Raw genomic sequence first — 18,881 nt, forward strand, 5'->3', positions numbered from 1 at the left:
GGGAAGGGGTGCGCCGACGCCCGCGCATGGCGGGCGGCCGGGCGGTGCCGTCAGACGCCGGCGGCGTGCGCCTGCTGGTCGGCGTGGTAGCTGGAGCGCACCATCGCGCCCACGGCGGCGTGGCTGAAGCCCATCTTGTAGGCCTCTTCCTCGAACATCTTGAAGGTGTCGGGGTGCACGTAGCGGCGCACCGGCAGGTGCGAGCCCGACGGCGACAGGTACTGGCCGATGGTCAGCATGTCGATGTCGTGGGCGCGCATGTCGCGCATCACCTGCAGGATCTCTTCGTCGGTTTCGCCGAGGCCCACCATGATGCCGCTCTTGGTCGGCACGTTGGGGTGCAGCGCCTTGAACTTCTTCAGCAGGTTCAGGCTGAACTGGTAGTCGCTGCCCGGGCGCGCTTCCTTGTACAGGCGCGGCGCGGTTTCCAGGTTGTGGTTCATCACGTCGGGCGGCGCGGCCTTGAGGATTTCCAGCGCGCGGTCGTCGCGGCCGCGGAAGTCGGGCACGAGGATTTCGATCTGCGTCATCGGCGAGAGCTCGCGGATGTTGCTGATGCAGTCGACGAAGTGCTGGCTCCCGCCGTCGCGCAGGTCGTCGCGGTCGACGCTGGTGATCACCACGTACTTCAGGCGCAGCTTGGCGATGGTCTTGGCCAGGTTGAGCGGCTCGTCCTTGTCCAGCGGGTCGGGGCGGCCATGGCCCACGTCGCAGAACGGGCAGCGGCGCGTGCACTTGTCGCCCATGATCATGAAGGTGGCCGTGCCGTTGCCGAAGCATTCGCCGATGTTCGGGCACGAGGCTTCTTCGCAGACCGTGTGCAGGTTGCTCTCGCGCAGGATCTGCTTGATCTCGTAGAAGCGCGTGGTGGGGCTGCCGGCCTTCACGCGGATCCACTCGGGCTTCTTGAGCACTTCGCCGGTCTGCACCACCTTGACGGGGATGCGCGAGAGCTTGGCCGCGGCCTTCTGCTTGGCCAGCGGGTTGTAGGTTTCGGCGCTCTGGGCGTCGCGGACGACTTCGGTGGTGCTCATTGGTGTGTCAAGGAGCCAGGAAAGCCCCGAGCTTTTGGCTCAGCACTTTGGCGGCTTCTTCCCATGTGGTTTGGACGCCGATTGTAGAAAGGTCGACCGTTTGCAGCCCCGCGTAGCCGCAAGGGTTGATGCGCGAGAAGGGTTCGAGGTCCATCGCGACATTGAGCGACACACCGTGGTAAGTGGCGTGGCGGCTCACCTTGATGCCCAGCGCGGCGATCTTGCCCAGGCCCCGGAACGGGTCGGCGCCGGGCATCGGGCCGGTGAGGGCGGCGTGCGAGAACGGGTCGTCCAGGCGCACGTAGATGCCCGGCGCGCCCGCCACGCGGTGGCCCGTCACGCCGAAGTGGGCGAGCGTGCGCAGCACCGATTCCTCGATGCGGTAGACGTATTCCTTGACGTAGTAGCCCGCGCGCCGCAGGTCGATGAGCGGGTAGGCCACCACCTGGCCCGGGCCGTGGAAGGTGACCTGCCCGCCCCGGTCGGTCTGCACGACCGGGATCGGGCCGGGGGCCAGGATGTGGTCGGTCTTGCCCGCCAGCCCCTGCGTGAACACGGGGTCGTGCTCGCAGATCCATAGCGCGTCGGGCGTCTCGGGCGTGCGCTCCTGCGTGAAGCGCTGCATCGCCGCGTACGTGGCGAGGTAGTCGGCCCGGCCGAGCCACTGCGCTTCGAGGGGCGTCAAAGAACGACTTTCACCATCGGGTGCGCGGACAGGGCGCGGTAGAGGTCGTCGAGCTGCTCGCGGCTGGTGGCGGTGACGGTGATGGTCACGCCCAGGTAATTGCCGGCCTTGCTGTCGCGCAGCTCGACCGTGGTGGCGTCGAAGGCCGGGTCGAAGCGCTCGGCGATCTGCGTGATCGCGTGCACGAAGCCGTCGACCTTCGCGCCCATCACCTTGATGGGAAACTGCGAGGGGTACTCGATCAGCGATTCCTTGCGCGGATCGGGGATCGATGCGGTGTCGGTAGGGGTCGTTGTGTCGGTCATGCGGTGGCTCCTGGCGCGTCGGCGTTGCGTTGCTTGGCCTGTTGGTAGGCGGCATACAAGCTCTGGTAGATGGGGCCGGGATGGCCATTGCCAATGGCCTGGCCATCGAGTGTGACAACGGGCAACACTTCCTTGGTGGCCGAGGACAGCAGCAGCTCGTCGGCGCCGAACACCTCGTCGCGCGACACGCGCCGCAGCGCGAAGGGAATGCCGCTGTCCTGGCACAGGCGCTCGAGCAGGCCGTAGCGGATGCCGGTCAGCACGAGGTTGTCTTTCGGTGGGCCGATGAGCGTGCCGCCCTTCACGATCCACACGTTGCTCGACGAGGCTTCGCTGAGCCAGTCGCCGCGGAACATCACGGTCTCGGTGGCGCCGGCCTCGACGCTGATCTGCCGTGCGAGCACCGCGCCCAGCAGGCTGGTGCTCTTGATGTGGGCCTTCTGCCAGCGGAAGTCGTCGGCCGTGACGCAGGCCACGCCCTTGGCGCGCACCGCATCGGCCACCGGCGGCAGGGGGTTCACCATCGCGAACACGGTGGGGCGCAGGCCGCGCACCATGGCGTGGTCGCGCGGCGCCACGCCACGCGAGACCTGGAAGTAGATCGCCTGCGGTGCCTTGCCCTGCGGCGCGGCCAGCTGCGTGGCGATGGCGCGCCATTCGTCGCGTGTGTAGGGGTTGTCGATCTGCAGCTCGGCCAGCGAACGCTCGAGGCGCGCGATGTGTTCATCGAAGCAGAAGGGCACGCCGAAGTAGACGGGGATCACTTCGTAGATGCCGTCGCCGAAGATGAAGCCGCGGTCGAGGACGCTGATCTTCGCGTCGCGCAGGGGGGTGAATTCGCCGTTGAGAAAGCACGGCGTGTCGGGCAGTGCCGAGGTGATGTCTTGCATCCGCAAATTATGGGCGGACGCCACACTCGGTGCAGAACTGTCGACGAAGTGTCACGTTATGGCGGGACCCCGCTAGGTTTTACTTATAATCAATGGCTTTGTAAAATTCTCCGGGGACAAACACGGGGTGCATTCGAATGACAACCAACGCCCCTGTCCCTGAGGTTGACGCCGAAGAATCCGATTTCAAGCCACTCACGGCCGAAGAGGCCCAGAAGTTGCGCGAGCAAAACCCCGAGCTGTCACCCTGGTGGGTGATCGCAGCCCAAGTGGCTGTAGGCGTGGTGGTAGCTTGCCTGGCGTGGATCTGGACGGCGCGATCCGAGGCTGCAATCTCGGCGTTTTACGGAGCCATGACAGTAGCGATCCCCGCGGCCTTGTTTGTCCGCGGTGTCCGGCGCAAACCGGGCATGCCGTCGCAAGCTGTCATGTTGAGGTTTTTTGTGTGGGAGATGATCAAGATCGCGCTGACCGTTGCCTTGCTGGCTGCGGCGCCGTGGCTGATCGGGGGGCTCGTCTGGCTGGCCATGGTGGCCGGCGTGGTGGTCGCCATGAAGATGTACTGGGTGGCACTGCTGGTGCGGCCCAAATTTTTGAACCGGATTTGACTGTTTTGGAAGAGAGACGCTGAAAGATGGCCGCCGAAGGACACGCCCCGACCGCGAGTGAATACATCGTTCACCACCTCCAGCACTGGCAAGTCGACTGGAGCCTCAAGCCCGTCGTTCAATCCGCCATTGTTGACTTCAACGTCATCAACCTCGACTCGGTGCTCTATGCGCTGATCATCGGCGCATTGGGCTGCTTCGTGCTGTGGCTGGCTGCCCGCAAGGCAACGCCCGGCGTGCCCGGCCGTTTCCAGGCGGCGGTCGAGATCCTGGTCGAGATGGTCGACAACCAGGCCAAGGCCAACGTGCACAACGCCGCGAGCCGCAAGTTCATCGCCCCGCTGGCGCTCACCGTGTTCGTCTGGATCTTCCTGCTGAACGCGATGGACATGCTGCCGGTCGACCTGCTGCCGGCCATCTGGACCCAGGTCTACTCGGCACTGGGCCACGACCCGCACCACGCCTACATGCGTGCCGTGCCGACCGCCGACCTCTCGACCACGCTCGGTCTTTCCACTTCCGTGCTGCTCCTGTGCCTCTTCTACAGCGTCAAGGTCAAGGGCCTGGGCGGCTGGGGCCATGAGCTGATCACCGCGCCCTTCGGTGCCCACCCTCTGCTGTGGCCCGTCAACCTGCTGATGCAGGTCATCGAGTACCTGGCCAAGACGGTCTCGCACGGCATGCGGTTGTTCGGCAACATGTATGCGGGCGAGCTCGTCTTCATGCTCATCGCCCTCATGGGCGGTGCCATGGCGGCCTCGTTCTCCGGTGTGTTGCTGCCCATCGGGCACATCATTGCCGGCACTGTCTGGGCGATCTTCCACATCCTGGTGATCACGCTGCAGGCTTTCATCTTCATGATGCTGACCCTGATCTATCTGGGCCAGGCGCATGAGGCGCATTGAGTTTCCCTTTTTCTTTTCGTTTGCTTTAAATCTGTTCTAAGGAGTCATCATGGAAAACATTCTCGGTCTCGTCGCTCTCGCTTGTGGTCTGATCGTCGGTCTCGGCGCCATCGGTGCTTCCATCGGCATCGCGCTGATGGGTGGCAAGTTCCTGGAATCGTCGGCCCGTCAACCTGAGCTCATGAACGACCTGCAGACCAAGATGTTCATCTTGGCTGGTCTGATCGACGCGGCCTTCCTGATCGGCGTGGCCATCGCCCTGCTGTTCGCCTTCGCCAACCCGTTCGCCGCGACCCTGCTGGCCAACCTGCCCAAGTAAGCCGGTTCAACGCCACTCCAGAAAGGTGTTGCCGTGAGTATCAACGCGACCCTGTTCGTTCAGGCCATCGTCTTCCTGCTGCTGGTGCTGTTCACGATGAAATTCGTGTGGCCGCCCATCGCGAAGGCTTTGGATGAACGCGCACAAAAGATCGCTGCGGGCCTGGCGGCCGCCGAGAAGGCCAAGGCTGAACTCGCTTCCGCCAACCAGCGCGTCGAGCAGGAACTGGTTCAGTCTCGCAACGAGACCACCAGCCGCCTGGCCGATGCCGAGCGCCGCGCCCAGCAGATCATCGAAGAGGCCAAGGGCCGTGCAACGGTGGAGGCCAACAAGATCGTGGCCGACGCGCACGCCGAAGCCGAACAGCAGTCCGTGCGTGCCCGTGAAGCCCTGCGTGAGCAGGTTGCTGCGCTGGCCGTCAAGGGTGCCGAGCAGATTCTCCGCAAGGAAGTCAACGCCGGTGTCCACGCCGACCTGCTCCAGCGCCTGAAGACCGAGCTCTGAGGACGATATGGCCGAACTTGCGACCATTGCCCGCCCCTACGCGGACGCGCTCTTCGGGGCTACTTCGAGCGACCTCGAAGGCACGGCCGGATGGATCGGCCAGCTGGCCGCCATCACTGCCGATCCGCAGCTCCTGCAGTTCGCTGCCGACCCGAAGGTGTCGCCGGAACAGATCTTCGATCTGATCTCCGGTCTGCTGCCGCAAGCCTTGCCGGACACCGGCAAGAACTTCCTGCGCACGGTGATCGACAACGGCCGGCTTGCTGCATTGCCTGAAGTCGCGGCCCAGTACCGCGAGCTCAAGAACGCCAAGGGCGGCACGGCCGACGCGGTGATCTACAGCGCCTTCCCGATCGACGCGGCGAGCCTCGCCGAGGTCGCCGCGGCACTGCAGCGCCGTTTCGGTCGCCCGCTGAACACGCGTGTGGAATCCGATCCTTCGCTGATCGGCGGCATCCGTGTGGTGGTGGGGGACGAAGTCCTCGACACCTCCGTCAAGGCGCGTCTCGAACAAATGAAAGCAGCGCTCACCGCCTGAGGCGGCGAGCCGCGGTTGGCCCTATTTATTGAAAGAAGGAAAGAGTCATGCAACTCAATCCCGCAGAAATTTCCGAACTGATCAAGAGCCGTATCGAAGGCCTTGGCGTCAGCGCCGACATCCGCAACCAGGGCACCGTGGTCTCGGTGACCGACGGCATCGTGCGCGTGCACGGCCTGTCGGACGCGATGCAAGGCGAAATGCTGGAATTCCCGCCCACGGCTGACGGCACGCCGTCGTTCGGCCTGGCGCTGAACCTCGAGCGCGACTCGGTCGGCGCCGTGATTCTGGGCGAGTACGAGCACATCTCCGAAGGCGACACCGTCAAGTGCACGGGCCGCATCCTGGAAGTGCCCGTGGGCCCCGAGCTCATCGGCCGCGTGGTGAACGCACTGGGCCAGCCGATCGACGGCAAGGGTCCGATCAACGCCAAGATGACCGACGTGATCGAAAAGGTCGCTCCCGGCGTGATCGCACGGAAGTCCGTCGACCAGCCGATGCAGACCGGCCTGAAGTCGATCGACTCGATGGTGCCCGTCGGCCGTGGCCAGCGCGAGCTGATCATCGGTGACCGCCAGACCGGCAAGACGGCCGTGGCGATCGACGCGATCATCAACCAGAAGGGTCAGAACATGACCTGCGTCTACGTTGCGATCGGCCAGAAGGCTTCGTCGATCAAGAACGTGGTGCGCTCGCTGGAACAAGCCGGCGCGATGGACTACACCATCGTGGTGGCCGCATCGGCTTCCGAATCGGCTGCCATGCAGTACGTGTCGGCCTACTCGGGCTGCACGATGGGCGAATACTTCCGCGACCGCGGCCAGGACGCCCTGATCGTCTATGACGACCTGTCCAAGCAAGCCGTGGCCTACCGTCAGGTGTCGCTGCTGCTGCGCCGCCCGCCAGGCCGCGAAGCCTACCCCGGCGACGTGTTCTATCTCCACAGCCGTCTGCTCGAGCGCGCAGCCCGCGTGAATGCCGACTACGTCGAAGCCTTCACCAAGGGTGAAGTCAAGGGCAAGACCGGTTCGCTGACGGCACTGCCGATCATCGAAACGCAAGCCGGCGACGTGTCCGCCTTCGTTCCGACCAACGTGATCTCGATCACCGACGGCCAGATCTTCCTGGAAACCAGCCTGTTCAACGCCGGCATCCGTCCCGCCATCAACGCCGGTATCTCGGTGTCGCGCGTGGGTTCGTCGGCGCAGACCAACCTGATCAAGAACCAGTCGGGCGGCATCCGTACCGATCTGGCCCAGTACCGTGAACTGGCCGCGTTCGCGCAGTTCGCTTCCGACCTCGACGAAGCGACCCGCAAGCAACTCGACCGCGGTGCGCGCGTGACGGAACTGCTCAAGCAGACCCAGTACAGCCCGCTGCCGATCTCGCTGATGAATGCCACGCTGTTCGCAGTGAACAAGGGCTTCATGGACGACATCGACGTCAAGAAGGTGCTCCCGTTCGAACACGGCTTCCACCAGCTGCTGAAGACGAGCCACGCCGCCCTGCTCGAAACCATGGAAAAGCATGGTGCCAAGTGGGACGTCAAGCCGGCCAAGCCGGACGACAGCGCGGAAAAGCAGGCCTTCAAGAAGGTGTGCCAGGACGCCGAAGCCGAACTGCTGGCAGCAGCCACCTCGTTCAAGAAGTCGTTCGCCTGAGCGACCTTTTGACCGACGCAAGAAGGAGCTCATATGGCAGCTGGTAAGGAAATCCGCGGCAAGATCAAATCGGTGGAGAACACCAAGAAGATCACCAAGGCCATGGAAATGGTCTCGGTTTCCAAGATGCGCAAGGCGCAAGAGCGCATGCGTGCCGCACGCCCCTACAGCGAGAAGATCCGCAACATCGCGGCGAACCTTGGCAAGGCGAATCCCGAGTACACGCACGCCTTCATGAAGAAGAACGACGCCAAGGCGATCGGCTTCATCATCGTGACGAGCGACAAGGGCCTGTGCGGTGGCTTGAACACCAACCTGCTGCGCGCCGTGACGGCCAAGCTGCGCGAAGCGCAGTCGGCCGGCGTGGCGATCGAGTCGGTCGCCATCGGCAGCAAGGGCCTGGGCTTCCTGAACCGCATCGGTGCCCGCGTGGTGGCGCACGTCACCCACCTGGGTGACACGCCGCATCTGGACAAGCTCATCGGCCCGGTCAAGACGCTGCTGGACGCTTACGCGGAAGGCAAGCTCTCGGCCGTGTACCTGTGCTACACGAAGTTCATCAACACGATCAAGCAGGAGCCGCTCGTCGAGCAGTTGCTGCCGCTGGCCGCAGACTCGCTGCAAGTCGAGGAAGGCCAGCACTCGTGGGACTACATCTACGAGCCCGATGCGCAAAGCGTGATCGACGAGCTGCTGGTCCGCTATGTCGAGTCGCTGGTCTACCAGGGCGTGGCAGAAAACATGGCGTCCGAGCATTCGGCGCGGATGGTGGCCATGAAGGCTGCCACCGACAACGCAGGCAATGTGATCAGCGAGCTGAAGCTGGTCTACAACAAGACCCGCCAGGCCGGCATCACCAAGGAGCTCTCGGAAATCGTTTCGGGCGCTGCGGCGGCCGCCGGTGTCTGAGCCCTTCGGACCTCAACAGATTTAAATTTTTATCGGAGCAGACATGGCTCAAGCAGAAGCAGTTCAAGGCAAGATCGTTCAGTGTATTGGCGCTGTGGTCGACGTGGAATTCCCGCGCGACAAGATGCCCAAGATCTACGACGCCCTCAAGTTCGAAGGCAGCGCACTGACGCTCGAAGTCCAGCAGCAGCTCGGCGACGGCGTGGTCCGCACGATTGCGCTGGGTTCTTCCGACGGCCTGCGCCGCGGCCTGATCGTGACCAACACGCAAGCCCCCATCACCGTGCCCGTGGGCAAGGCGACGCTGGGCCGCATCATGGACGTGCTGGGCGCGCCCATCGACGAGCGTGGTCCGGTCGACCAGACGCTGACCGCCTCCATCCACCGCAAGGCTCCCGCGTACGACGAACTGTCGCCCTCGCAAGACCTGCTGGAAACCGGCATCAAGGTGATCGACCTGGTGTGCCCGTTCGCCAAGGGCGGCAAGGTGGGCCTGTTCGGTGGTGCCGGCGTGGGCAAGACCGTGAACATGATGGAACTCATCAACAACATCGCCAAGGCTCACTCGGGTCTGTCGGTGTTCGCCGGTGTGGGTGAACGTACCCGTGAAGGCAACGACTTCTATCACGAGATGGCCGACTCCGGCGTCGTGAACCTCGAGAAGCTCGAAGACTCCAAGGTCGCCATGGTCTACGGCCAGATGAACGAGCCCCCGGGCAACCGTCTGCGCGTGGCCCTGACCGGCCTGACCATCGCCGAGTCGTTCCGCGACGAAGGCCGCGACGTGCTGTTCTTCGTGGACAACATCTACCGCTACACGCTGGCTGGTACCGAAGTGTCGGCACTGCTGGGCCGTATGCCTTCCGCCGTGGGCTACCAGCCGACGCTGGCCGAAGAAATGGGCCGTCTGCAAGAGCGGATCACGTCGACCAAGGTCGGCTCGATCACCTCGATCCAGGCCGTGTACGTCCCTGCCGACGACTTGACCGACCCGTCGCCCGCCACCACCTTCGCCCACTTGGACTCGACCGTGGTGCTGTCGCGTGACATCGCTTCGCTGGGTATCTACCCCGCCGTGGACCCGCTGGACTCGACCTCGCGCCAGCTCGACCCGAACGTGGTCGGCGAAGAGCACTACAACGTGGCCCGCGCCGTGCAAGGCACGCTGCAGCGCTACAAGGAACTGCGCGACATCATCGCGATTCTGGGCATGGACGAACTGGCGCCCGACGACAAGCTCGCCGTGGCCCGCGCCCGCAAGATCCAGCGTTTCCTGTCGCAGCCGTTCCACGTGGCCGAAGTGTTCACGGGTTCGCCGGGCAAGTACGTGCCGCTGTCGGAAACCATCCGCGGCTTCAAGATGATCGTGAACGGCGAAGCCGACCACCTGCCGGAACAAGCGTTCTACATGGTCGGCACCATCGACGAAGCGTTCGAAAAAGCCAAGAAGGTCGCCTAAGGCGGCATGGGAACTCAGATGGCAAACACCATTCACGTCGACGTGGTCAGCGCGGAAGAGTCGATCTTCTCGGGCGAAGCCAAGTTCGTCGCGCTGCCCGGTGAAGCCGGTGAGCTCGGCATCTATCCGCGTCACACGCCGCTGATCACGCGCATCCGTCCCGGCGCCGTGCGCATCGAGACGGCCGACGGCGGCGAAGAGTTCGTCTTCGTGGCCGGTGGCATCCTCGAAGTGCAGCCCGACGCCGTCACCGTGCTGTCCGACACCGCGATCCGCGGCAAGGACCTCGACGACGAGAAGGCCAACAAGGCCAAGGCGGCCGCCGAGGAAGCGCTGAAGAACGCGAAGAGCGACATCGACATCGCGATGGCGCAGTCGGAACTGGCCGTGATGGCTGCGCAGATCGCTGCGCTGCGCAAGTACCGCCAAAAGAAGTAAATCAAAGCCGCTGCCCTCGGGCAGAAGCAAAGAAAAAGCCGCCTCCGGGCGGCTTTTTTTCGTCCGTCCCAGCCGGGATGAAGATGTGTTCGATCTGAAATAGGTCGAAGTTCAGCCTTGCCCGGCTGAAGATGCCCTCCTAGTATTCGCCTTCGCCCGGCGACCGGTGCTTTCTTAACCGGCGCCTTTCCCACAAGAAGAGCGGAGACAACACGCGTGGCACCCTGGAGCGGCATCACGACCGACGAAATGCGGTTGCTGGAATCGACCTTCTGGTCGGCCGGCGGCTCTCGCCATGCCATGGCCGAGCAGCTGGGCTTCTCCAAGAGCAAGGCCAACGCGCTCATCGCCGGCCTGGTCGACCAGGGCCTGCTGGCCGAGGCCGGCCTGCAGCGCTCCTCGGGCGGTCGCCGCGCCGAAAACCTCCAGCTCAATGCCGAACTCGGCGTGCTCGTCGGCATCGACATCGGCGCCACCAGCCTCGATGTCGCGGTGCTGCGCCCCGACCTCACGGTGCTCGCCCAGCACGAGGAAGCGGCCGACGTGCGCGAAGGCCCGGCCGTGGTGCTGGCCCGCGTGCGCGTGCTCATGCGCGAACTGCTGGCCCGCTGCGGGCAGGGCCCGCGGAACGTGCTGGGCATCGGCATCGGCGTGCCAGGCCCCGTCAACTTCGAGATCGGCCAGCTCGTGAACCCGCCGCTGATGCCGGCGTGGGACAGCTTCTCGATCCGCGACTACCTGCGCGAGGACTATGCGGCGCCGGTGTTCGTCGACAACGACGTCAACCTGATGGCGCTCGGCGAGCTGTGGCGGCTGCGGCGCTCGCTCTCCAATTTCCTCGTCATCAAGATCGGCACCGGCATCGGCTGCGGCATCGTCTGCCACGGCGAGGTGTACCGCGGCGCGGCCGGCTCGGCCGGCGACGTGGGCCACATCTGCGTCGACCAGGAAGGCCCGCGCTGCCATTGCGGCAACCTGGGCTGTGTCGAGGCGATGGCGGCGGGCCCCGCGATCACGCGCATGGCGATGCAGGCGGCCGAAGCCGGTGAAAGCGCGACGCTCGCCGAATGCCTGCGCACGCGCGGGCGCATCGACGCCTTCGACGTGGGGCAGGCCAGCCGCGGCGGCGACCCGGCGGCCAACGCCATCATCCAGCGCGCGGGCAGCCTCATCGGGCAGATGCTCGCGTCGGTCGTCAACTTCTTCAACCCGTCGCACGTGTTCATCGGCGGCGGCATCACGCGCATCGGGCCGCTGTTTCTCGCGGCCGTGCGCCAGAGCGTCTACCAGCGCTCGCTGGCGCTGTCGACGCGGCACCTCGAGATCCAGTACACGCCGCTGGGCACGCAGGGCGGCCTCGTCGGTGCTGGCGTGCTGGCGATGCAGGAAACGCTCAAGGCCCGCGGGGTGGCGCCATGACGAACGCCGTGGCAACCAAGGGCAGCGTGGCCGTCGAGTTCGACGGCGTGGTGAAGGCCTTCGGCCCCGTGCAGGTGCTGCACGGCGTGAGCTTTGCGCTCGCGCCGGGCCGCGTGTACGGGCTGCTGGGCGAGAACGGCGCGGGCAAGTCCACGCTGATGAAGATCCTGTCGGGCTACGAGTCGCTGACCAGCGGCACCTTGCGCATCAACGGCCAGCCGCAAAGCTTCACGAGCTCGCGCGATGCCGAGGCGCTGGGCATCGTGCTGATCCACCAGGAGTTCAACCTCGCCGAAGACCTCAGCGTGGCGCAGAACATCTTCCTCGGGCACGAGAAGAAAAAAGGCTGGCTGCTCGACGACGCCGCGATGGAGCGCGATGCTGCCGCCGCGCTCGCCGCCGTCGGCCTGGCCATCGACCCGCGCACCAAGGTACGTCGCCTCATCGTCGCCGAGAAGCAGCTCGTCGAGATCGCGAAGGCCATCGCCCGCCGCGCGCGCCTGCTCGTCATGGACGAGCCCACCGCCACGCTCACGCCCGGCGAGACCGAGCGCCTGTTCAAGCTCATCGCGCAGCTGCGTGCCGACGGCGTGACCATCGTCTACATCTCGCACAAGCTCGACGAGGTGGAGCAAGTCACCGACGAGGTGATCGTGATGCGCGACGGCCGCTTCGTGGCGCGCGCACCGACGCCCGAGGTCTCGCGCCAGCAGATGGCCAACCTCATGGTGGGCCGCGAACTCGCCGACCTGTACCCGCCGCGCGATCTCGTCGTGGCCGCCGACAAGCCTGCCCTGCGCGTGCGCAATTTCAGCGTGCCCGGCTGGGCGCAGGACGCGAGCTTCGAGGTGCGCCCCGGCGAGATCCTCGGCTTCGCGGGCCTCGTCGGCGCGGGCCGCACTGAACTCTTCGAAGGCCTGCTCGGGCTGCGCCCCGCCAGCGGCAGCGTCGAGATGCGCGGCGAGCCCGTGCCGCATGGCAAGGGCTGGCGCAACCCGCGCGATGCCGCGAAACACGGCCTCACCTACCTCAGCGAAGACCGCAAGGGCAAGGGCCTGCACGTGCACTTCGGCCTGCGCCAGAACCTCACGCTGATGGCGCTCGAGCGCTACGCGCAGCCCTGGCTGAAGCCCGACGCGGAGCGCGCGGCGCTCGGCGAGGCGGTGAAGGACTACGGCATCCGCACCGGCTCGCTCGACGTGCGGGCCTCGTCGCTGTCGGGCGGCAACCAGCAGAAGCTCGCGCTCGCCAAGGTGCTGCAGCCACAGCCCAAGGTGGTGGTGCTCGACGAGCCCACGCGCGGCGTGGACATCGGCGCCAAGCGCGACATCTATTTCCTGATCCAGCGACTCGCCCGCGAAGGCCTCGCGGTGATCGTCGTCTCGTCCGAGCTGATGGAACTGATCGGCCTGTGCCACCGCGTCGCGGTGATGCGCGCGGGCCGGCTCGTTGTCACGCTCGACGCGACCCACCTGACTGAAGAGGAGCTCATCGCTCATGCCACCGGAACCGCAGACACCCACGCAGCCTGACGCCGCTCAGCAGCCACACCGCAGCGAAGGCAAGCCGCGCTGGACCGAGCGCCTGCACGGCCTCGGCCCCGTCATCGGCCTCGTGCTGCTGTGCATCGCGGGCACGCTGCTCAACGGCGACTTCGCCACCGTCGACAACGCGATGAACGTGCTCACGCGCACCGCCTTCATCGGCATCATCGCGGTGGGCATGTGCTTCGTGATCATCTCGGGCGGCATCGACCTGTCGGTGGGCTCGATGGCCGCGCTCATCGCGGGCAGCGTGATCATGTTCATCAACTGGGCCGGCCCCGCCTCGGGCTCGCCGCTGATGGCGGTGATGATGGGCGCGGTGCTCGCCGTGGTGCTCGGCGCGCTGTTCGGCCTGGCGCACGGCCTGCTGATCACCAAGGGGCGCATCGAGCCCTTCATCGTGACGCTGGGCACGCTCGGCATCTTCCGCGCGTACCTCACGTACTTTGCCGACGGCGGCGCGCTCACGCTCGACAACGAGCTGTCCGATCTCTACGCGCCCGTGTACTACGCGAGCCTTGCGGGCATCCCGGTGCCGGTGTGGGTGTTCGTGATCGTCGCGATCATCGGCGGCGTCATCCTCAATCGCACGGCCTACGGGCGCTACGTGCAGGCCATCGGCTCCAACGAACAGGTGGCGCGCTACGCGGCCGTGGACGTCGACCGCGTGAAGATCCTCACCTACGTGCTGCTCGGCGTGTGCGTGGGCATTGCCACGCTGCTGTATGTGCCGCGCCTGGGCTCGGCCTCGCCGACCACGGGCCTGCTGTGGGAGCTCGAAGCCATTGCCGCGGTGATCGTCGGCGGCACCGCATTGAAGGGTGGCGCGGGCAGCATCACCGGCACGGTGGTGGGCGCGATCCTGCTCTCGGTCATCAGCAACATCCTGAACCTCACCAGCATCATCAGCGTGTACCTGAACGCTGCGGTGCAGGGCTTCGTGATCATCGTCGTCGCGTTCCTCCAAAGAGGCCGGCGCTAGTTTTCCGTTCGTTCCGTTCCACCACCAAAGAGGAGACATCCAGCATGACGACTTTCACCCGACGCCTCGCGCTCACGGCGGTTGCCACCGCAGCGTTCGCCGCCAGCCTGCCCGCGCTTGCCGCGGACAAGGTCAACCTCGGCGTGTCGATTCCCGCGGCCACGCACAGCTTCATGGGCGGCATCAACTACTGGGCCAACCAGGCGAAGAAGGACCTCGAGAAGCAGCACAAGGACCTGAAGATCACGATCAAGACGGCAGCCAATGCGCCCGAGCAGGCCAACCAGTTGCAGGACTTGTCGACGGTCACCAAGATCAACGCGCTCGTCGTGTTCCCCTTTGAATCGGCCGCACTGACCAAGCCGGTCGCGCAGGTCAAGGCCAAGGGCGCGTATGTCACCGTGGTCGACCGCGGCCTGACCGACACCAGCGCGCAGGATGCGTACGTGGCCGGCGACAACACGGCCTTCGGCAAGATCCCGGCCGAGTACATCGTCAAGCAGCTCGGCGGCAAGGGCAATGTGGTGGCGCTGCGCGGCATCGCGACCACGCTCGACAACGAGCGCATGGACGCCTTCAATGCCGTGCTCAAGGGCAGCCCCGACATCAAGCTGCTCGACGCCAAGTACGCCAACTGGAACCGCGACGACGCCTTCAAGGTCACGCAGGACTACCTGACGCGCTTCAAGCAGATCGACGCCATCTGGGCCGCCGACGACGACATGGCCGTGGGCGTGCTCAAGGCCATCTCGCAGGCCAAGCGCGACGACATCAAGATCGTGTTCGGCGGCGCCGGCGCCAAGGACATGGTCAAGACCATCATGGATGGCAAGGACAAGCGCATCACGGCCGACGTGAGCTACTCGCCCAAGTTCATCTACGACGCGATCAAGCTCACGGCCGAGGCGCGGCTGAAGGGCGAGAAGCTGCCGGCGACCACGATCATTCCGTCGGTGCTGATCACCAAAGAGAACGCCAAGGATTTCTACCACCCGAACTCGCCGTTCTAAGGTGACCGAGATCGCTCCACGTCCCCTGCGCTGCGCCATGGTCGGCGGCGGTCGCGACGCCTTCATCGGCGCCGTGCATCGCAAGGCCATGGCGCTCGACGGCCAGATCGCGCTGGTCGCCGGCGCGCTGTCGTCGAGCCCGGACAAGGCGCGCGCCTCGGGCCGCGACCTGGGCCTGGCCGACGACCGCAACCACGGCGACTGGCAGGCACTGCTGGCCGACGAACTGAAGCGCCCGGCCGATGAGCGCATCGACTTCGTCTCGATCGTCACGCCCAACCACGTGCACTACCCGGTGGCGCAAGCCTTCGCGGAGGCGGGCTTTCATGTGGTGTGCGACAAGCCGCTGGTGCACACGCGCGCGCAGGCCGACGCGCTGGTCGCCACCGTGGCGAAGCAGGGCACGGTGTTCGGCGTGACCTACAACTACACCGGCTACCCGATGGTGCGGCAAGCGCGCGAGATGGTGCGCACGGGCCAGATCGGCGAGGTCCGCAAGGTCGTCGTCGAATACAACCAGGGCTGGCTCGCCAGCCATGTGGAAGCCGCGGGCGGCAACAAGCAGGCCGACTGGCGCACCGACCCCGCGCGCAGCGGCGCGGCGGGCGCCATCGGCGACATCGGCTCGCACGCCGAGAACCTCGTGGCCACCGTCACCGGCCTGGAGATCGAGAGCCTGTGCGCCGACCTCGGCGCGCTGGTGCCGGGCCGTCTGCTCGACGACGACGGCAGCCTGCTGCTGCGCTTCCAGGGCGGCGCGCGCGGCGTGCTGGTGGCCTCGCAGATCAACACCGGGCTGGAGAACGACCTGCGCCTGCGCGTCTCCGGCACGCTGGGCACGCTCGAATGGCGCCAGGAACAGCCGAGCCAGCTCGTGCACCTGCCGCACGACGGGCCCCGGCGCGTGCTCACGCGCGGCGCGCCCTGGCTGTGCGAGTCGGCGCGGCGCGCGAGCCGCCTGCCGGCCGGCCATCCCGAAGGCTTCATCGAGGCGTTTGCGAACGTTTATGCGGGCGTGGTGGCGGACATCCGCGCGCGGCTCGCGGGGCAGGTGGCCGATCCGCTGGCGGCGGACTATCCGCGCGTGGAAGACGGGGCGCGCGGCGTGCGCTTCATCGAGCGCACGGTGGCATCGGCTGGAAGCGAATTAAAGTGGACGCCCTGGTAGCCGCGCACGGGCCTCGTTGAAACGAGGCGAGGCCGCGGCACCGGTGGCCGCCATGACGCACTCCTCCTCATCTTTCGACGCCCCTTCGCCTCAGCCTTCATGGCCGCGCGCCCTCTGGCAGCGCTGCCGGACGCTGTGGCTGCTCAAGCTGGCCGGCAACACCGTCGCCACGCTGGGTTTCTTCCCGCTGTACTTCTGGGTCATGCACCACGCCGGGCCGGCGTGGGTGCTGCCGCTCACGGCCGTCGACCGGCTGATCGCGTTCTGGCCGGCGATGCTGCCGGTGTACCTCACGCTGTGGGCCTACATCGCATTGCCGGTGCTGCTGGCCAGGGACCGGCGCGAGCTGAACACCATCGCGATAGGCTGCGCGGTGATGACGGCGATCGCGCTGGCCGTGTTCTGGTGGATGCCCACGGCGATCCCGAACTTCGCGATCGATGCCGCGCCGGGCTCGTCGCTGCACTTCCTCAAGACCTTCGACGCGGCGGGCAACGCCTTTCCTTCATTGCATGTGTCGTTCTCGGTGTTCGCCTGCATGGTGCTGGCGCGGCAGCTGCGCGAGGCCGGCGCGCCGGGCTGGCTGCGGCTGCTCAACCTCGCGTGGGCGGTGGCCATCGTGTACTCGACGATGGCCGTGCGCCAGCATGTGCTGATCGATGTGCTGGGCGGCCTCGGGCTCGGCCTGGCGATGGGCTTCGCGTTGCGCGAGCGCCCATCGGCGGCTTTGGCGCCAGTCGCGGCTTAGACCGATCGCGGTATTCCGCCGCGCGGGCGCCGACGGTACAAAGCGGCATCGCCGTCCACCGAGCCCGCCATGACCTGTCGCCTGTTCTCCCTCGCCGCCGTCGCCTGTCTTCTCGCCGGCCCCGCGCTGGCCATCGACTACCCGGCGCGCAAGCCGGGCCTGTGGGAAATCCAGACCGGCGAGGGCGGCGCGGCCACGGCCAAGGCGCCGGGCCAGACGATCCAGCAATGCATCGACGCGGCCACCGACAAGGCGATGCGCGAGATGGGCCAGGGCATGGGCAAGGACATGTGCTCGAAGCAGGACCTGCGCCTCGAAGGCGTGAAGCTGGTCATCGACTCGGTCTGCAAGATCGGCCCCACCACCGCGACCTCACGGGCCGTGATGAGCGGCGATTTCAGCAGCGCCTACCGCGTGGAAAGCAAGTCGACCTACAGCCCGCCGCTGATGGGCCGCACCGAGGGCACGAGCGTCGTCGACGCCAGGTGGGTCGGCCCCTGCAAGCCGGGCCAGAAGCCGGGCGACATGGTCATGGGCAACGGCATGAAGATGAACATGCTCGACGCGATGGCGAAGATGCCGCCGCGCAAGTGAGCGCGGCCGGTGGTCGGATCAGCTCGCGCCGTTCGCCTTGACCCAGCGGACGATGTCGGCCGCGCCCATCGCGCCGGCCTGCCGCGCGACCTCGCGCCCGCCCTTGAACAGGGCCAGCGTCGGGATGCTGCGGATGTTGAAGCGCGCGCCCAGCGCCTGCACCGCCTCGGTGTCGACCTTGGCCAGCCGCACCTGCGGTTCGAGCTGGGCCGCCGCCTGTTCGTAGGCCGGCGCCATCTGGCGGCAGGGGCCGCACCAGGGCGCCCAGAAATCGACCAGCACGGGAATCTCGTTGCGCGCGATGTGGCGATCGAAGGTGGCCACGTCGGGCAGTGCGGTGGAGTGGCCGGTGAACAGCGGGCGGTGGCAGCTGCCGCAGTCGGGCGCGCTGCCCAGTTGCGCCGTGCGCACGCGGTTGGTCGTGTGGCAGTGCGGGCAGACGATGTGCAGCGATTCGGATTCGGTCATGTCCGAAAAATAAGGGCCGGGTGCACGGATTGCAAGGCGCGCGCGCCGAGGGCGCCGGGCCTCAGAGCACCACGGGCGCGTCGGGCAGCTCGTTGGTGTCGGGCTGGTCGTCGGCCAGCGGGAAGTGGGCCATCAGCAGCGCCGACACCTCTTCCAGCGCCAGCGTGATGCCGTCTTCGAAGCGGCCTTCGCGGAAGGCCACGGCCATGCGCTGCGTCATGGCGGCCCATTCGGCAGAGCCCACGTGGGCGTCGATGCCGCGGTCGGCCACGATCTCGATGGCGTGCTCGGCCAGCAGCAGGTAGATCAGCACGCCGTTGTTGTGCGCGGTGTCCCACACGCGCAGCTTGCCGAACAGCGTCACGGCGCGCTCCCGGGGCGGCGCGTGGCGCCACAGGTAGGACATCGGCAGGCCGGCCTCGACGCAGATGCGGATCTCGCCGCTGTGGCGCCGCTCGCTCGCGGCCACGCGGCCGGCCAGGCGCTGCATCGCGTCGGCCGGCAGCACGCGGCGCACCGCGGCTTCGTCGGTCCAGCGATGCCGCCAGATGCGGCCGAGCTTCGAGAAGAGCGTGGGGTCTGCAGTTGCCATGAGGTTCACCAGTCTCCCGACGCGCCGCCGCCGCCGAAATTGCCACCGCCGCCGGAGCTGAATCCGCCGCCACCACCTCCGCCGCCGCCGCTGCTCCAGCC

The 18,881-nt window shown here is 66.5% G+C and carries 22 protein-coding genes; 16 read left to right on the forward strand and 6 right to left on the reverse strand.

Going from position 1 to position 18,881, the window contains the following annotated elements:
- Positions 1 to 50 precede the first annotated feature (50 nt).
- Genes lipA through AC3WQR_RS30255 form a run of 4 tightly spaced genes read right to left on the reverse strand, consistent with a single transcriptional unit; the run spans position 51 to position 2,914 of the window.
- Positions 51 to 1,034, reverse strand: a complete 984-nt coding sequence (lipA, locus tag AC3WQR_RS30240) for a lipoyl synthase (protein WP_062480166.1) — start codon at positions 1,032 to 1,034, stop codon at positions 51 to 53.
- Between the two features lie 7 nt (positions 1,035 to 1,041).
- Positions 1,042 to 1,719 carry a lipoyl(octanoyl) transferase LipB gene (gene lipB, locus AC3WQR_RS30245; RefSeq protein WP_062480168.1) on the reverse strand — a complete coding sequence of 226 codons (678 nt, stop codon included), beginning with the start codon at positions 1,717 to 1,719 and terminating at the stop codon, positions 1,042 to 1,044.
- Positions 1,716 to 2,024, reverse strand: a complete 309-nt coding sequence (locus AC3WQR_RS30250; protein WP_070063793.1) for a YbeD family protein — start codon at positions 2,022 to 2,024, stop codon at positions 1,716 to 1,718. The genes lipB and AC3WQR_RS30250 overlap by 4 nt, the downstream gene beginning before the upstream one ends.
- Complete coding sequence (locus tag AC3WQR_RS30255; RefSeq protein ID WP_492745671.1) at positions 2,021 to 2,914, reverse strand: D-amino acid aminotransferase; 894 nt, start codon at positions 2,912 to 2,914, stop codon at positions 2,021 to 2,023. The genes AC3WQR_RS30250 and AC3WQR_RS30255 overlap by 4 nt, the downstream gene beginning before the upstream one ends.
- Before the next feature lie 137 nt (positions 2,915 to 3,051).
- Here AC3WQR_RS30255 and AC3WQR_RS30260 point away from each other — a divergent pair, with 137 nt between their 5' ends.
- The 16 genes from AC3WQR_RS30260 to AC3WQR_RS30335 all read left to right on the forward strand — a co-directional run bounded on the left by AC3WQR_RS30260 (position 3,052) and on the right by AC3WQR_RS30335 (position 17,720).
- Positions 3,052 to 3,522: an ATP synthase subunit I gene (locus tag AC3WQR_RS30260; protein ID WP_492745674.1), complete on the forward strand. Its 471-nt coding sequence runs from the start codon at positions 3,052 to 3,054 to the stop codon at positions 3,520 to 3,522.
- A 26-nt stretch (positions 3,523 to 3,548) separates the two neighbouring features.
- Entirely contained in the window at positions 3,549 to 4,427 is an 879-nt protein-coding gene (gene atpB, locus AC3WQR_RS30265; protein ID WP_095747009.1) for a F0F1 ATP synthase subunit A, read from the forward strand.
- 49 nt (positions 4,428 to 4,476) lie between these two features.
- On the forward strand, positions 4,477 to 4,746 hold the full coding sequence (atpE, locus tag AC3WQR_RS30270; RefSeq protein WP_056576471.1) for a F0F1 ATP synthase subunit C: 270 nt from the start codon (positions 4,477 to 4,479) through the stop codon (positions 4,744 to 4,746).
- Positions 4,747 to 4,779: 33 nt separating this feature from the next.
- Entirely contained in the window at positions 4,780 to 5,250 is a 471-nt protein-coding gene (locus AC3WQR_RS30275; protein WP_062480176.1) for a F0F1 ATP synthase subunit B, read from the forward strand.
- 7 nt (positions 5,251 to 5,257) lie between these two features.
- Positions 5,258 to 5,788, forward strand: a complete 531-nt coding sequence (locus AC3WQR_RS30280) for a F0F1 ATP synthase subunit delta (protein ID WP_307696705.1) — start codon at positions 5,258 to 5,260, stop codon at positions 5,786 to 5,788.
- A 47-nt stretch (positions 5,789 to 5,835) separates the two neighbouring features.
- Positions 5,836 to 7,449: a F0F1 ATP synthase subunit alpha gene (atpA, locus tag AC3WQR_RS30285; RefSeq protein WP_062480180.1), complete on the forward strand. Its 1,614-nt coding sequence runs from the start codon at positions 5,836 to 5,838 to the stop codon at positions 7,447 to 7,449.
- A gap of 33 nt (positions 7,450 to 7,482) precedes the next feature.
- A complete protein-coding gene (gene atpG / locus AC3WQR_RS30290) occupies positions 7,483 to 8,358 on the forward strand; it encodes a F0F1 ATP synthase subunit gamma (protein WP_062480182.1) in 876 nt (291 codons plus the stop codon).
- A gap of 43 nt (positions 8,359 to 8,401) precedes the next feature.
- Complete coding sequence (atpD, locus tag AC3WQR_RS30295) at positions 8,402 to 9,817, forward strand: F0F1 ATP synthase subunit beta (RefSeq protein ID WP_062480184.1); 1,416 nt, start codon at positions 8,402 to 8,404, stop codon at positions 9,815 to 9,817.
- An 18-nt stretch (positions 9,818 to 9,835) separates the two neighbouring features.
- Complete coding sequence (locus tag AC3WQR_RS30300) at positions 9,836 to 10,255, forward strand: F0F1 ATP synthase subunit epsilon (protein WP_062480186.1); 420 nt, start codon at positions 9,836 to 9,838, stop codon at positions 10,253 to 10,255.
- A 249-nt stretch (positions 10,256 to 10,504) separates the two neighbouring features.
- Positions 10,505 to 11,674: an ROK family protein gene (locus tag AC3WQR_RS30305; RefSeq protein WP_139705568.1), complete on the forward strand. Its 1,170-nt coding sequence runs from the start codon at positions 10,505 to 10,507 to the stop codon at positions 11,672 to 11,674.
- Positions 11,671 to 13,206 (forward strand): sugar ABC transporter ATP-binding protein, encoded by a 1,536-nt coding sequence (locus tag AC3WQR_RS30310; protein WP_492745678.1) that lies wholly within the window; start codon positions 11,671 to 11,673, stop codon positions 13,204 to 13,206. The genes AC3WQR_RS30305 and AC3WQR_RS30310 overlap by 4 nt, the downstream gene beginning before the upstream one ends.
- Entirely contained in the window at positions 13,172 to 14,200 is a 1,029-nt protein-coding gene (locus AC3WQR_RS30315) for an ABC transporter permease (protein ID WP_492745682.1), read from the forward strand. Before AC3WQR_RS30310 ends, AC3WQR_RS30315 begins: the two co-directional genes overlap by 35 nt.
- A 44-nt stretch (positions 14,201 to 14,244) precedes the next feature.
- Positions 14,245 to 15,210 (forward strand): substrate-binding domain-containing protein, encoded by a 966-nt coding sequence (locus AC3WQR_RS30320; protein WP_062480193.1) that lies wholly within the window; start codon positions 14,245 to 14,247, stop codon positions 15,208 to 15,210.
- A gap of 37 nt (positions 15,211 to 15,247) precedes the next feature.
- Positions 15,248 to 16,378, forward strand: a complete 1,131-nt coding sequence (locus AC3WQR_RS30325) for a Gfo/Idh/MocA family protein (RefSeq protein WP_492745691.1) — start codon at positions 15,248 to 15,250, stop codon at positions 16,376 to 16,378.
- A gap of 52 nt (positions 16,379 to 16,430) precedes the next feature.
- Positions 16,431 to 17,126 (forward strand): phosphatase PAP2 family protein, encoded by a 696-nt coding sequence (locus tag AC3WQR_RS30330; protein WP_492745685.1) that lies wholly within the window; start codon positions 16,431 to 16,433, stop codon positions 17,124 to 17,126.
- Between the two features lie 69 nt (positions 17,127 to 17,195).
- Positions 17,196 to 17,720, forward strand: a complete 525-nt coding sequence (locus AC3WQR_RS30335) for a DUF3617 domain-containing protein (protein ID WP_492745687.1) — start codon at positions 17,196 to 17,198, stop codon at positions 17,718 to 17,720.
- Positions 17,721 to 17,738: 18 nt separating this feature from the next.
- Here AC3WQR_RS30335 and trxC read toward each other — a convergent pair whose 3' ends face one another.
- Positions 17,739 to 18,188: a thioredoxin TrxC gene (gene trxC / locus AC3WQR_RS30340; RefSeq protein ID WP_492745689.1), complete on the reverse strand. Its 450-nt coding sequence runs from the start codon at positions 18,186 to 18,188 to the stop codon at positions 17,739 to 17,741.
- A 61-nt stretch (positions 18,189 to 18,249) separates the two neighbouring features.
- Positions 18,250 to 18,780, reverse strand: coding sequence for a TPM domain-containing protein (locus AC3WQR_RS30345; RefSeq protein WP_070063861.1), 531 nt, complete (start codon positions 18,778 to 18,780; stop codon positions 18,250 to 18,252).
- Positions 18,781 to 18,881 lie beyond the last annotated feature (101 nt).

It is taken from the genome of Variovorax sp. FW305-3-2-15-B-LB1 (assembly GCF_058787635.1).